Origin of the sequence: Micromonospora sp. MH33 (assembly GCF_003013775.1) — a bacterium.
Lineage (GTDB): Bacteria > Actinomycetota > Actinomycetes > Mycobacteriales > Micromonosporaceae > Micromonospora > Micromonospora fulviviridis.
The window spans coordinates 1-12,669 of sequence record NZ_MUYZ01000204.1; the positions used below are offsets into that span (position 1 = coordinate 1).

The window sequence follows — 12,669 nt, forward strand, 5'->3', positions numbered from 1 at the left end:
CAGGACACGCTCGCCCGCTACGCCAACGAACAAACCCTCACCGACGACGAGCTGGCCTGGCTCACCGTCCTACTTCCCATCCCCGCCATCCGCGACCTCGCCTGGCAGGCCACCGACACCCTGCCCTGGCAGGTCGCCATGTGGAGCGACATCACCCGACGCGCCCACCCAACCCTCGCGGCCGGACCGGCCAGCCTGCTCGCCTTCGCCGCCTGGCGCTGCGGCAACGGCGCACTCGCCTCAGTCGCCGTCGACCGCGCCCTCGCCGCCGACCCCGACTACAGCCTCGCGCATCTCATCGACCAGGCGCTACGCGCCGGACTCCCCCCGTCCGTGCTCAACGGCTGGCCCCAGCCCGGCACCCCCTGACCGACCTCAACTCCTGAAGACACCGATACCTGACCTCTACCTCGACGTCGTACACCACATGCTGCGCCGCAACGGGTACGGGCTGCACCCGGATCAGGTTGCCGCAGCCTGCACCTGGCATCCCGAACAGGTATGCCAGGTGCTGGCCGAGGCCGGCCGCGTCGCCGCCGCCCAGGCGCAGATCACCGCCCTGACCGACGCCGCGCACCTGCTCTGCGACATCCACTCCAGCGCCAGCGGCGACATCCTGCTGTCCCTCCGCGCGCACCTCGACCAGGTCGCCGACGCCCTGACCAAGGCCCTCGCCCACCACGACCAGGCAACGGCCGCCCTCCGGGGCACCTGCGAGGGCCTCATCCACACCGACATTCCACTTGTGGCTGTCTGCGACCCCAACTCCACCAACTCGCCGGACGACGTCACCGAACCGACGCCCTGACCAGCAGGCCCCCGTCGCGCCCCGCCGCCCGACCTCGTGCGGCGGGGCTCGCCCCGGCTTAGCGCGACCAAGGAAACCCCGATGAGCGAACCACAGGCGCCCACCGCCCAGCCCCCGACCCTCGAATCCGTCCTGCGAAGCGCGTGGGACGCCTTCCACCCCGACCAGCCCGCCCCGCTGGGATGGCTCACCCACACCACCACCCAGATCCAGGCCCACCTGCGCGAGCACCACCCCGTGGCGCAGCCGCAGTCGCAGCCGTCAGCGGACCAACCTGTCGACCTGGTGGCCCAGTTCCGAAGCCACCTCTGGCACGCCCTGCGCGAAGCCGTCAGCGAGCACGACATCGACATCGACGCCGCCAACCGGGTCCTGGAGGCCCTGGACATGCCGCTGCTGCCACGCCGGTGGCAGGTCCGCCTCGCACTGCCCATCCTCATGGACGTCACCGCTGCCACCCGCGACGAGGCCTTCGACACCGCCGAGGCCGCCGTCGAAACAGCCCTCACCAGCGCCGAGCTAGAGGCACGCATCGAATGGGATGACCGCGTGCGCGACGACGCCGATCCCGGTGACTTCGATCCCGCGGCAGCCGACCGCCCGAACCCAGGCCAATAAGGGCTACGCCCACCACCGCCCGAACACCCACACCTGGCGCAGGAGCGCCTGGCCATGCCGGCAGGTACACGGGCGGCGGCATCGGCGCGAACCGGCCGCAGGCCAGTCGCCTCCGTCCCGCCCGAGTGCAGTCAGCAACGACTTGATCCGTATCGAAAGTCGAGCGTCACTACTGTGGGCCGACACCCCGGCGACCCGACAGCGGCATCCCACCGCTGGCCGGAGTGGCGGCCACCCAATCGACACGCCGCGAGAGAGGAGACCTGACGACGTCGCAGGCCGCAATGCGTAGCTCGAGACGTCACCGACGTCCTGCTGTGGCGACTCGCCGCCGACGTCGCCGCAGCGCACCAGCCTCCGCTCGATGATTCGGGCGGCTGCACCAACCTGCGCTGCGCCGGCCAGGCGTACCCGGCCCCTCCTGAGCGTCTGTGGCCGATTGCCCGGCTACGGGACTGGCAACCTGGGCCTACGATCCTGCGCATGAACGTGCCGCGGGTACCCCTGCTTGCCTGCCTTGTCATGCCGTTCCTGGCAGCCTGCGGCGCCGAGCCCGCCGGCCCAGTAACGGCCGCGTCGGTGACCTACAGCTGCTGCGAGGCCCGGGACGTCGACAGGCCGTACCAGCCTGGCCAGACCTTGACTGTGCACTGGACTGTCGAGTCCCCGGAGGAGCCGGGAGGAACCCCGCCGGAGGTCGAGTTGACCGCACGCCTGACCGGTCCGTTCGCCACCGTAGGTGACCTCAAGGCCGCGACAGAAGGCACCCCAAACGTTCCGGGGCTGGTCACCTTCGCGGCCGCACCGGTTCGACCATCCGGCACGCCCGACGAACGGCCCATCAGCACCATCGTGATCGCTGCCGACGCCAAGCCGGGTTACTACAACCTGGTCACCTCCTCGGTCGGCGACGACAACACGGCGAGCGGCGGGGAAAGCGTCGTCCGGGTGGTGCCCAGGCCCTGAGCGTCAGGGCTGGCGTCTCCCGTCATGGGTCAGGTGACCCGACCGGCCTGGGGATTAGAAGAAGATCGCGGATGGCTGGTCAGGTGATCGCGCTCCTGGTCAGCCCGTCCGTCCTTGTCGGGCAGCGTCGGCGCTCGCCGGCAGGCTTTGGCTGTACGAATGGCTGTACTGCTGGCCCCAGAGGGTGGCGGGCAAGGCCACCTCTGCCTACCGTCGCAGCCATGCGTGTTGCAGCGGGAGCCGAAGCCAGGCCGTTCGAACTGGCGCTCGCCGCGCTGCTGGTCATCGTCCTTGGCCTCATCTCCGTTGGGCAAGGCTATGTGTACCGGCGGCGTCGGTCCCGCGGCAAGGAACCGCTCCTTCCTGCCTGGGCTCCGGGCGGCTGGTGGCCTCGCCATCCAACGGCAACTTTGCGCGCCGGCTGGGCAACCACGGTGGTCGGCATCGCTCTGCTAATTCTCGCGGCATATCGGCAGTTCTCGGCGTAGCTGGCGCTGGACCCGGAGCGCCAGTTTGGAAGGACGAAGATCATGGCCGACAAGGGCCTGGTGCCCCAGGTCAAAGCAGCAAGTGCGTGACCGTTCGCGCCCCCTCGTGACCGCCCGGGGGTACCGGCTACTGGCACGTGGATGGCACGCCACCGGCACCGGCTGGATCCGGCCCTTGTCGGCGATTCGCCCCTGCCATACCTTCGCGGTCGATACATTGCCGGAGTGAGCACACCACTGCAGGAACCGACCTTCTGGATCCTCACCGCTCTCGCCGGCCCGCCACTGCACGGCTACGGGATCATCAGGGAGGTGGCTGCCCTGTCCGAGGGCCGGCTATCCATGCGGCCTGGCACCTTGTACGGCGCACTCGACCGGCTGACCGAAGCGGGCCTCATCGAAGCCGACCGAGAGGAGGTCGTTGACGGCCGCCTCCGCCGCTACTACCGCCTCTCCGCCACCGGCAATGCCACCCTTGCGGCCGAGACCGAGCGCCTGCGACGCAACGTGGAGGCAGCGTCCCTCCGCTTGGGCCGCTCGACGCCCGCCGCCCGGCCCTGCACCCCGCGTGCCCTGGGAGGACTGGCTTGAGGGACTTGGAACGCCGATACCGGCAACTGCTGCGCGCCTACCCCGCCGACTACCGACAGGCACGAGGGGCCGAGATCGTCGGCACGTATCTCGACCTGGCCGGACCCGACCGCCGTTGGCCGTCAATCCTTGATGTGGCGGACGTGCTGGCTGGGGGTGTCCGTGAGCGCCTACGCGCTGCTGGCGCTGCCGACCTCATACCCGGCCTACACCTCGCCGCTGTCCTGAGCTACATCACCGCGACCGCTCTCGCTGGCTTCTGGGCCGCCGCCGAGGTGGTCACCACTGCGGGTAAGTGGGGCTCGCCAGCCTTCGGGCCATTCGCTACCACCGGCATCGTCGTCTGGGCCTGTTGGCTGCTGGCCGCCGTCGTTCATGTCCTCGCCCCGTCCGCGTGGGCCCGCATCGCCATCGGACTGGCACTGCTGCTAACCGCCATCGTGGTGCCCGTCGCCGCCCTGTTCAACCTGCCTCGGCCGTACTTGCTCGTTCTGCTTCCCCAGGCGGCGCTGGGCGTGTTGGCACTGGCAATTCCCGCCCACACGGCGCGACGCAATCGCCTCATACCCTTGGCAATAGCACCGGGGGCAGCCCTCATCGCAGTCGGGGTACTGTCCGGGAAAAGCGCGTGGTTCTACCGGTTCAGCTATGGGGCCGCAATCCTTCCGGAAGCCGGCGCGGTTCTCTTGCTGACCGCTATGCTCGCCGCGGCCGTGCTGTCTCTGCGCGGTGATGCCCGAGGGCTTTGGGCCCTTCTTGTCCTGCTCACCCCGGTCGGACTACTCGCTCTGTACCCCCTGACCGAGAACATCGCCCCCGTCGTGGGCGCCGGATATGCCGACTTCCGCGTCATCACCGGGACCGCCGCCGGGCTTCTCATCCTGGGCGGGATGACCCTGGCTGCGGCACTCGCGATCCGGGCACGTTCCAGCGCAACGGCTGACACTCCGACAAATTCCGTTCACGACCGCTGCCCGACCTGCGGCAAATAGCGTTCCACGAATCGCGGCTACTGGGGCGCGCAGTGCACCGAGCGGGGACTAGCGGATCTCCTCGTCGGGCAGTCGCCAGACCGTCCAGCCTCCCCGGACGGGGACAAGGTGGAGCGCCCTACCGGACGAGTCTCAATGGCGGCTGTCAAGCGGGCCGTGCGGCGGGCAGGGTCTCCTCGGTCGGGCAGGCTTGTTCCTGTCCGGGGTTCCCGGTCGGGTCAAGGCTCGCCGGAGGCGACCGCGTAGCGGCTTGGCCTTGACCTGGCCGAGGTCCCGGGCAGCCCTTGTGGTGCCCGGCCGAGGGGACCCGTTGCGGTCTCCGAGGGAGGGTTGGGGTGCGGGGCAGCGCCCCGCCGCTCGTGATCAGCCGTGTGCAGGTGCTTCGAGCCGCATGTCGATGCGCGGTTGGCGTGCCAGAGCCTCACCCCAGTCGCCGGTCAGTTCCCAGACCTCGGGTCCGTGGTCCGCGGCCAGGTGCAGGGCGTCGATGTGGCCGTAGTCGGGCTCTCCTGAGGCATCCGTAGCGGGTGGTGCCATCGACCGGCGGACGTGGATAGCCGAATCGCTCCGCACGGTCAACGTCGCTCTGCGATAGCAGTGCATCTCACCGGAGCGGGCTAACCGGTAGGCAGGATGCTCCGGCGTGAGGACCGCTTCGAGCTTGAAGACCACCACGGTCGCGGAGACGTCGACGTCCAAGACCCAGGAGTCCTCCAAGACGACGCCTGCCAAGTCGGAGAAGACCTCGTAGTACTTGCCACCCCACGTCCTGCCACAGACCAAGAATGCCTCCCCTGCAAGTAGCGCTCCAGTCGCCAGGATCGTCAGGCGAGCACGAGGGCGACGGCGTAAGAGACGTTCCCTATACCGGTGCTGACGGCGCTGGCGGTGGTTGAAGCTGGAAGCAGCGGTTGTCGCGGAGCAGGGCCCACAGCACGTCGACGCGACGGCGGGCGAGGGCTATCAGCGCCTGCTGGTGCTTGCGCCCTTCGGCGCGTTTGCGCTGGTAGTAGTCCCGGTTCGGGCCGTTGATGCGCAGCGTGCTCAGCGAGGACATGTAGAACACGTGGCGCAGCCGCCGGTTGTAACGCTGCGGCCGGCGCAGGTTGGCGACGCGCTTGCCGGAGTCACGGGCCACCGGCGCCAGACCGGCGTAGGCGGCGAGGTGATCAGGGCTGGCGAAGGTCGACAGGTCCCCGACCGCGACGATGAACTCTGCTGCCGCGAGTGCCCCCATGCCGGGCAGGCTGCGAATGATGCCGGCCTGCGGGTGGGCAGCGAATGCCTGCTCGATGGCCTTGTCGGTGTTCTTCACGCGCTGATGCAGGTGCAGCAGGTGTGTGGCCAGCTCACCGGCGAGGGCAGCAGCGGTGTCCTGTCCCGGCAGGGTGAGATCCTGCTCAGCCGCGGCGGCCAACGCCTGGTCGGCGACCTTGACGGCGTTCACGGCCCGGTGCCGGCGCAGATGAGCGATGAGCTGCTCGCGTCCGGCGGCGCGGATCTGCTCGGGCGTCTGATAAGCGCTGATCAGAATCAGCGTCGCGACGTTGGTGAAGGTCAGTGCGCGTTCCAATACCGGGGAGATTCCGAGCATCAGCCGGCGCAGCCGGTTGACGGTGCGGACCCAGTCTTCGACCAGGTCGGCGCGGTTGGTGGCCAGTGTCGGCGTACGGTGCGCTCGGATCGGCCGATCCTGGCGGCGACCTCCGCAGGGTGCAGGTCGGGCTCGCGCCGGTACCAGTAGGCGACGGCGGCAGGGGTTTCCGAGGGCGCGTTGTCGCCCGATGCCTCGCCGGCGGCGTCCGGTAACGGTGCTGCGTCGCGTTCGCCTAGCGGCGGCACCTCGTCGTGGTGGGCGTGCCGTCGCGGTGACGGTGCCGTGGTGTCCGTCGCCTCGCCTTGTGACTCACGCTTATGGGAGCGGGTGCGCGGGCGCGTACGCGAAGCGTCGGCCGGGTTGGGCGCGGGTGTGCCCGCTGTGAGGGTGCCGCGGTCAGCGGATGCCCGCCCGGTATCCCTCCCGGCCTCAAGGCTGTGGGGCACGGTAGAGGCCAGGATGTTGGTCGGCGGCGTAGGCGGTCCGAGTGCGGTCGAGGGGGACGGTGTCGGTTGCGGGCCGGGTGTGGCCGCCCGGATCCGGCCGGTGATCTCGACGAGGCTGACGCTGGCGACCATGACGAGCCCGTCGACGGAGATGGGCAACAGGTAGGCCGCACCGGCCTCCGTCTCGCCGTAGCGTGCCGCGACCCCGACGAGGTGCCAGTAGCTCACCCAGGTCGCGATGGCCGCGATGACGGCGGTCGCGGCGATCCGGATCATGCCGAGGGAGCGGCGGTGGTGCGGGACGCGGGAGATCAATTCGACGGTGAGCAGCAGGGCCAGCGGCGGCCACGCGGCGATGATCTGGCTGATGGGGTTCGGTCGGGCGTGTAGGACGTTCGCTGCTACCGATGCGGCCACGCCGAGGGTGAGTGTGGCGCGCACCGACCATCGGAGGCGTCGCAGGTGCAGGCTCGCGTCAGCGAGTGCCAGGGCACCGCGGCCGATGCCGTCGTCGCTGGGCGTTGTGGCTGGCGAGGCGCTCATCGGGGCGCTCCGTCTCGTGGGCGCCGGGTGCGGGAGGCTCGGCCGGCGCGGCGCAGATCGGTGATGAGTTGGTCGGCCAGGGCGAGGGTGTCGTCGCAGGGTTCGGCGTCGATCTCGACGAGCCGGCGGGTCAGGGTGCGGCGCAGCGCGTGCACGGTGTCGAGGTCGCCGAGCTGCGCTCGGGCCCGCATGGCGGCCTGGTACAGCCCTTCGGCGTAGGGGTGCTGGCTGATCGCCACGTCGAGGACCTCGAGTTGCTCGGCTGGCTGGTCGGTGAGTTCGGCGATGAGGGCGATGGCGGCGTCGAGGGCTTCCTGGCGTACCTGCTCGCGGTAAGGCTCGAGCCATTCGTACTCGCTGCCCTCGGCGAGGGGGTTGCGGTAGGTGTCGACGGCGCGACGCAGGGCGGTGATGCGTTCAGGTGTGGAGGGGGCGGTGTCGGCGGCGCGGATCGCGGCGCGCATCCGCCACAGGTCGATGTCGAAGCGTTCGGGGTGGAGTTGGTAGCGGTGGTGTGGGTGGGTGAGGTAGGTGCCGGGGCCGCCGGTGTGGCGCAGGACGCCGCGGAGGTCGGAGACGTAGGTGTGCAGCCGGTGCACGGCCTTGCGGGCGGGGGCGTCGGGCAGCAAGTCGTCCAGGATGGCCTCCGTTGACGCGTTGCCGTCGCGGACCGCGAGATAGACCAGCAGTTCGAGGGATTTGGCACGCAGTTTTCTGTGGGGGTCGCCGTTGGTGATGCGGGGCGCGCCGAGCACGGTCACCTGGACCGGGCCGTGGGTGTCTGCCGGCGTTTTTTCGTCGGTGGGGTTCGGGTCGGCCGTGGCCGTGTCGGGGTCGGCGGCGGAGGGTCCAGAGCTTTGTGGTGGGGCAGGGGCGCCGGTGTCTTGAGCCGCCAGTGGCGCTAGCGGCGTGGAGGTCGTGGTGGCAGAAGTCGCTGGCGTGTCACGGATGTGGGGGCCGGCCCGCAGCCCGCTGTGAGCTGGATCCGCGGATGTGTCGGCCGGTGTTTGCGTCTGTGCCTGCTGTCGGCCTTGGAGCGGGGTCAGCGGGTCAGTCGGTTGGGCTGGCGCGATGTGCGCGGGGGTGGGCGCTGTTTCGGTGGGGGCGGGTGCGGGGAGCTGGCCGGTGTGGGACTCGGCGAGGGTGGCGAGGAGGTCGGCGGCCTCGGTGGCGTTGATGACGGTGAGGCGGCCCAGCTCTGCCGGGTGGAAGCTGTCGCATTCGCCATCGGTGGTCGTGGTGATGCCGTCCTCGGCGACGTTGATGGTGGCGCCGTCGGGCCATTCGCCCAGCAGCACGCCGTGGATGTCGAGGCGTTGGCCCTGGGTGAGTAGCGCGGCGATGCGGGCGCGGTGGGGCCGGGTGGTGGGGTCGGCGAGCAGCATGATCGGCGGGAGGGGTTCTTCGTAGGGGTCGGTGGCGCGCAGGCCGGCGACGGTGTCGACCTCCTGGCGGTCGATGAGCCGGGCGCGGTGCATCATCTGCGCTTCCAGGATGTTCAGGGCGTCGTCGAGGTCGGCGGTGACGGTCAGCCGGGGTGTGCGGGGCAGGTTGACTGCGGCGGCGCCGAGCAGCGTCGTCGCGGTCGTCGACGGCAGCACCGCCTGGGTGCGGTCGTCGGGGTGCTCCAGGCCGCCGGCGGCGAGGGCTGCGGTCAGGAATCCGCGGGCGGCGGCGTGCGCTCCGGGCCCGGCCAGGCCCAGCCCGGCGGGCGGCCACACCTCTGGCAACGCGTGCGGCTGTACCGCGAGCAGCGGGTCGGTTCCGCTCTGGGAGCGGCCGCCCGTGACGTCAGGGTCGCCGGCGTACCAGGTCGCCGCCTCCGGGTCGTCGTCGGGTGGGGCAGAGCTGGTCTCGTCGTGCAGGTCGTTGTCGAGCTCGTCGTGGCCTCCGTGGCCGATCGCGCGAGTGTGATGGGCGGAGATGCGGCGCAGTGCGCGGCGGATCTGGTTCACCACGAGCGGCATGGGCGTCAGGTCGGGGTCGGTGGCTCGCGGTTCGGCGGTGGGCGGGCGGGGGACGTAGCGGCGTCGGCGGTGGGCCCACACCAGCGCCACTGCGGCGGTGATGGCCAGGGCGAGGCCGATGTCCACCCAGCTGCCGCTGGGCAGCGTCACCCCCTGCCGTCGGTGACCGGAGGTTGCGGAGCCGTCTGGGTCAGTGCTGGCCGTGTCGGTGGCGGTGGTGCTCTCGGCGGGACTGGCGGGTGCCGACACTGGTGGCGGCGGGGTGCGTGGCGTGGTGTCGGTCGGTGTGGTGGCAGCCGGGGACGGCGTTGCCGTCTCGACGTCGTCGGGTTGCGGCGGCGGGTTGACGGCAGGCGGTGGCGTCGGCGGCCGGGGTTGGTGGGCGGGCGGCGTGGTGGTGGGCAGGTCGAGGGTCCAGCCCGGGTAGATCAGGTTCGGGTCGCGCAGGGTCCCACCGGTGCCGCCGAAGTGGGTGCCGCGGTTGAGCGCGAAGATCTCCGGCCAACGATGCGGGTCGCCGAGGCACCGGTCGGCGATCTCGGACAGGGTGTCCCCCCGCCGCACCGTGTAGCTGTCGTGGCGTGGCGCGGCGGGGGTGGGATCCGGCTGGCTGAGTGCCGTGTCCACGGGGCGGGTGTTGGCGGGCTCTGCTGGGGCGGAGCGCATCGTCTCGTGCTCGGTGGTGGTGATGCCGGCGCCGGGCTGGGCGGCCTGGGCGGGGACGCCGGTGGTGCTGGCGGTGACGGCGGTGGCGCCCAGCACCGCGGCGGTCAGCCCCTGCAGCGGTCCTGGTAGGTGCAGCGTCGGCAGCCACCGCAGCGTGCGGGTGACCCGCGTGTAGACACGGGTCAGGACGGCGGCGGCGAGCAGCGCCCAGATCAGCCATGCGCCGGCCTGCGCGAGGCCGGCGAGAAACCCGCCGGTCAGGGGCTGACGGACCCACTCCCGCAGCGTGTCGGCCGATGGCACACCCCGGGTTGGCCAGGCGCCGAGGTGGACGAGCATTGCCGGGACGGCTACGAGCAGAAGCAGGCTCGCCGTCGTGGTCGCAGTAGAAGCCGCTCTGCTTCTCATCGCTGCCTCCTGCCTGTTCGGGCCCGTCTCACCGAAGCCGTGGCGCCGACGGGCGGCGATGACGCGGGAGAGCTGGCGGGCCGTCGGACGGTCGGGTGCGGGTGCTGGCGGATCGACCGTATGGCCGCGCAAGGTCGTGGAGGCTGCCGCGAGGGCTGACAGGACCTCACACAGGCTTACAGGACCTCACACGAGCAGGTCAGAGACTTGCCGGTCACCGAGAGAGGCGGCCTTACCGGCGACGTCTTCCCGGTCTCGGCCGTGGATCGGTGGCAGCCGCGGTGGCGTTATCGCCCCGAGAGGTAGGCACTGCTGAGGTGGGCGGCCGTGTTGCGGAAGTGGTCGCCCGGCTCGAGTCCGGCTGCGGCGAGGCGGCGGGTGTAACTGTCGCGTAGCTCGCTGATCGCGTGCGGGTCGCCGAGGGTCGCGAGGGCCTTCATCGCGCGCAGGTGCAGGTCTTCGTTGTAGGGGTCGACGCGGATGCCGCCCTGCAGCAGGGCCAAGGCGCGGCGCGGGTCGGGTTGGAGGGCGGCCAGGGCCGCGTAGGCGTCGATGGCATGCCGGCGGGTGGCTTCTCGCGGTGATTCGAGCCAGGGCCACGCGTACCCGGCGGCGAGGTCACCGCCGTAGGCGTCGATGACGGCTTGCCAGGCGGTGAGGCGGTCGGTGACCTCCGTGGCGGCGTGCCGCGCGGCGGCCTGCAACCGCCACAGGTCCGTGTCCAGGTACGCCGGGTTGAGGCGGTAGCGGTCGTCGGTGTGGTCGATGACGGGCGATCCGCTGGCGGACCGCAGGGCGCCGCGCAGGTCGCTGAGCGTCGTGTAGAGCCGACCGGTGAGCGTGTGAGCGGGCAGGCCCGGCCAGATGGCTTCCACCAGCTGCCGGCTGCCGGCCCCGTCGCGGTGCACGGTGAGGAAGACGAGGATCTGCAGGGCGGCGCTGCGCCGGATGGTCAGCGGCTCACCGTCGAGGAGTATCGCCGGCTCGCCGAGGACACGCAGCTCCAGCCGCCGGGATGCTGCAGTGGCGGTGCCACGGGTGCGAGGTGACCTCTGGTCGCCGGTGCTTTGGTGGGGCACCCGCGGGCGAGGTAGGGCGACGCCGTTTTCGGTGGGGTGCTGGGCGTGCGTGTCGAGCGGCGCCGGGTGGGCGTGGCCGATCACGGCGAGCAGATCGGTGGTGGCGACGGGGTCCAGCACGCACAACCGCGGCCGCGCCTGCGTCGCGCGGCGCGGGTCGTGGGTGTGGCCGGTCGCGTCGATCTGCCAGGTGACGGCGGCGGGCCAGGCGTCCAGGACGACCACGGTGACGGCGCCGGTCGGCAGCGCGCCTTCCACCCGGCCTGCAGGCGGCGGGACATCGAGGATCAAAACCGCCGGTGTCGCGGCGCCGAGCGCTGCCCTGCTGTCGTGTCGTTCCGGCTGCTCGGGGGCGGACGGAGGCTGCTCATCGGTCAGGGAAGAAGTCAGGAAGCTCGTGGCGTCGTCGACGGTGGCCGCCACCTGCAGACTCGGGAGATCCTGGCGGATCAGGTCGGCGGCGGAGCCCAGGAGCATGGTCAGGGCGGCGCGGGTGATGACGACCGGCGCGTCGCCCGAGGGCTGTCGTAGCCTCGCCAGCAGCGCGGTGACCAGTAGTCCCCTGCCTGCGGCGAGGGCACCGTCGCCGACGAGACCAGCCCCGCCCGGCGGTAGGCCCGCCACCAGCCCCGGCAGCGGTTTCGGGGCGTCGCCGGTGCCGGCCGGGGCTGCGCCGGCGGGCGGCGGCGGGCGGGTCTGGTCGGCGGCGAGCGCGGCTTGGACGGCGGCGACGGTAGCGGGCAAGGGGGCAAGGTCCTGCTTGTCCCGCCCGGGTGAGCTGTGTGGGCGGGCCAGGTAGGTGCAGCGGCGGCGCAGCCATACCATCGCCGCAGCTGCGGCGATCTGCTCGGCGACCTCGTGGGGCAGCCAGCCGCCCGCCACCACCACGCCGTCGCGGGTGTCGTCGCTAGTGGCGGCGGGCTTGATGCCGTCGGGGTCGTCGAGTGTTCCGGCGGCCATGGCAAGGGGATGAGCTGGCGGCGCGGTGGTGGTGTTGGCGGCGGCACCGAAGGCGGCAGCTCCGGCCATGCCGGTGGCCGTGGCCTGCAGGGGCGTGGGCAGCGGCATCCGACGCAACCAGCGGGCGCCGGCCCGCACCCGCCTCAGGGCCCTGACAGTGACCGTGTAAGCCAGGAACAGCCAGACCAGCCAGGCGAACAGGGTCAGCGCGGTGGTCAGGGTTTGCTCGGTCAGGGGCTGCGCCACCCACAGCTGGATCTGTCGCAGGGTCGGCCAGCCCTGCACCGGCCAGCCGACGATCCTCACCAGTAGCAGAGGCGGACCCGCCAGCAGCAGCGTGAGGAACAGCAGTGACGCCACCTGTCGCGGCCATCGCACGCTCGATCACCTCCGCCCGGCGTCCCTGCCATGGCCGACGGGGACCGATTGCGCCCTGTTGTCGGAAGGGCTCATGGGGCGTGGACCGGCTGCCGGTCGGGGCGCACGATCCGGGTCCACACCTGGCGGACCCACCACAGCGCCACGGCGATGGCGTAGATG

At 71.3% G+C, this 12,669-nt stretch carries 12 protein-coding genes; 7 read left to right on the forward strand and 5 right to left on the reverse strand.

Annotated features, from left to right (window positions below; translation table 11 throughout):
* The 7 genes from B0E53_RS25215 to B0E53_RS25240 all read left to right on the forward strand — a co-directional run.
* The coding region (locus B0E53_RS25215; protein ID WP_146167757.1) for a DUF4192 domain-containing protein at positions 1-369 on the forward strand (369 nt) is incomplete at its 5' end.
* A gap of 58 nt (positions 370-427) precedes the next feature.
* Entirely contained in the window at positions 428-808 is a 381-nt protein-coding gene (locus tag B0E53_RS25220; RefSeq protein WP_107078320.1) for a hypothetical protein, read from the forward strand.
* Positions 809-889: 81 nt separating this feature from the next.
* Entirely contained in the window at positions 890-1,426 is a 537-nt protein-coding gene (locus B0E53_RS25225) for a hypothetical protein (protein WP_107078321.1), read from the forward strand.
* Positions 1,427-1,909: 483 nt separating this feature from the next.
* Positions 1,910-2,392 (forward strand): hypothetical protein, encoded by a 483-nt coding sequence (locus B0E53_RS25230; protein WP_246835581.1) that lies wholly within the window; start codon positions 1,910-1,912, stop codon positions 2,390-2,392.
* A 221-nt stretch (positions 2,393-2,613) separates the two neighbouring features.
* A complete protein-coding gene (locus tag B0E53_RS37100; RefSeq protein ID WP_146167758.1) occupies positions 2,614-2,880 on the forward strand; it encodes a hypothetical protein in 267 nt (88 codons plus the stop codon).
* A gap of 225 nt (positions 2,881-3,105) precedes the next feature.
* A complete protein-coding gene (locus tag B0E53_RS25235; RefSeq protein ID WP_107078322.1) occupies positions 3,106-3,471 on the forward strand; it encodes a helix-turn-helix transcriptional regulator in 366 nt (121 codons plus the stop codon).
* Positions 3,468-4,463: a hypothetical protein gene (locus tag B0E53_RS25240; RefSeq protein WP_107078323.1), complete on the forward strand. Its 996-nt coding sequence runs from the start codon at positions 3,468-3,470 to the stop codon at positions 4,461-4,463. Before B0E53_RS25235 ends, B0E53_RS25240 begins: the two co-directional genes overlap by 4 nt.
* A 363-nt stretch (positions 4,464-4,826) precedes the next feature.
* Here B0E53_RS25240 and B0E53_RS25245 read toward each other — a convergent pair whose 3' ends face one another.
* The 5 genes from B0E53_RS25245 to B0E53_RS25265 form a co-directional block, all read right to left on the reverse strand.
* Complete coding sequence (locus B0E53_RS25245; protein WP_146167759.1) at positions 4,827-5,162, reverse strand: hypothetical protein; 336 nt, start codon at positions 5,160-5,162, stop codon at positions 4,827-4,829.
* Positions 5,163-5,325: 163 nt separating this feature from the next.
* Entirely contained in the window at positions 5,326-6,147 is an 822-nt protein-coding gene (locus B0E53_RS25250) for an IS110 family transposase (RefSeq protein WP_348639673.1), read from the reverse strand.
* Entirely contained in the window at positions 6,057-7,049 is a 993-nt protein-coding gene (locus B0E53_RS25255; RefSeq protein WP_246835582.1) for a DUF2637 domain-containing protein, read from the reverse strand. Before B0E53_RS25255 ends, B0E53_RS25250 begins: the two co-directional genes overlap by 91 nt.
* Positions 7,046-10,090: a BTAD domain-containing putative transcriptional regulator gene (locus B0E53_RS39640; RefSeq protein ID WP_107078326.1), complete on the reverse strand. Its 3,045-nt coding sequence runs from the start codon at positions 10,088-10,090 to the stop codon at positions 7,046-7,048. The genes B0E53_RS25255 and B0E53_RS39640 overlap by 4 nt, the downstream gene beginning before the upstream one ends.
* Before the next feature lie 287 nt (positions 10,091-10,377).
* Entirely contained in the window at positions 10,378-12,507 is a 2,130-nt protein-coding gene (locus B0E53_RS25265) for a BTAD domain-containing putative transcriptional regulator (RefSeq protein WP_107078327.1), read from the reverse strand.
* Positions 12,508-12,669 lie beyond the last annotated feature (162 nt).

Excerpts from the sequence above, each read along its gene's own strand:
- B0E53_RS25220 (WP_107078320.1), top strand. The coding sequence starts at position 428 with ATGCTGCGCCGCAACGGGTACGGGCTGCACCCGGATCAGGTTGCCGCA.
- B0E53_RS25225 (WP_107078321.1), top strand. The coding sequence starts at position 890 with ATGAGCGAACCACAGGCGCCCACCGCCCAGCCCCCGACCCTCGAATCC.
- B0E53_RS25230 (WP_246835581.1), top strand. The coding sequence starts at position 1,910 with ATGAACGTGCCGCGGGTACCCCTGCTTGCCTGCCTTGTCATGCCGTTC.
- B0E53_RS37100 (WP_146167758.1), top strand. The coding sequence starts at position 2,614 with ATGCGTGTTGCAGCGGGAGCCGAAGCCAGGCCGTTCGAACTGGCGCTC.
- B0E53_RS25255 (WP_246835582.1), bottom strand. The coding sequence starts at position 7,049 with ATGAGCGCCTCGCCAGCCACAACGCCCAGCGACGACGGCATCGGCCGC.
- B0E53_RS39640 (WP_107078326.1), bottom strand. The coding sequence starts at position 10,090 with ATGAGAAGCAGAGCGGCTTCTACTGCGACCACGACGGCGAGCCTGCTT.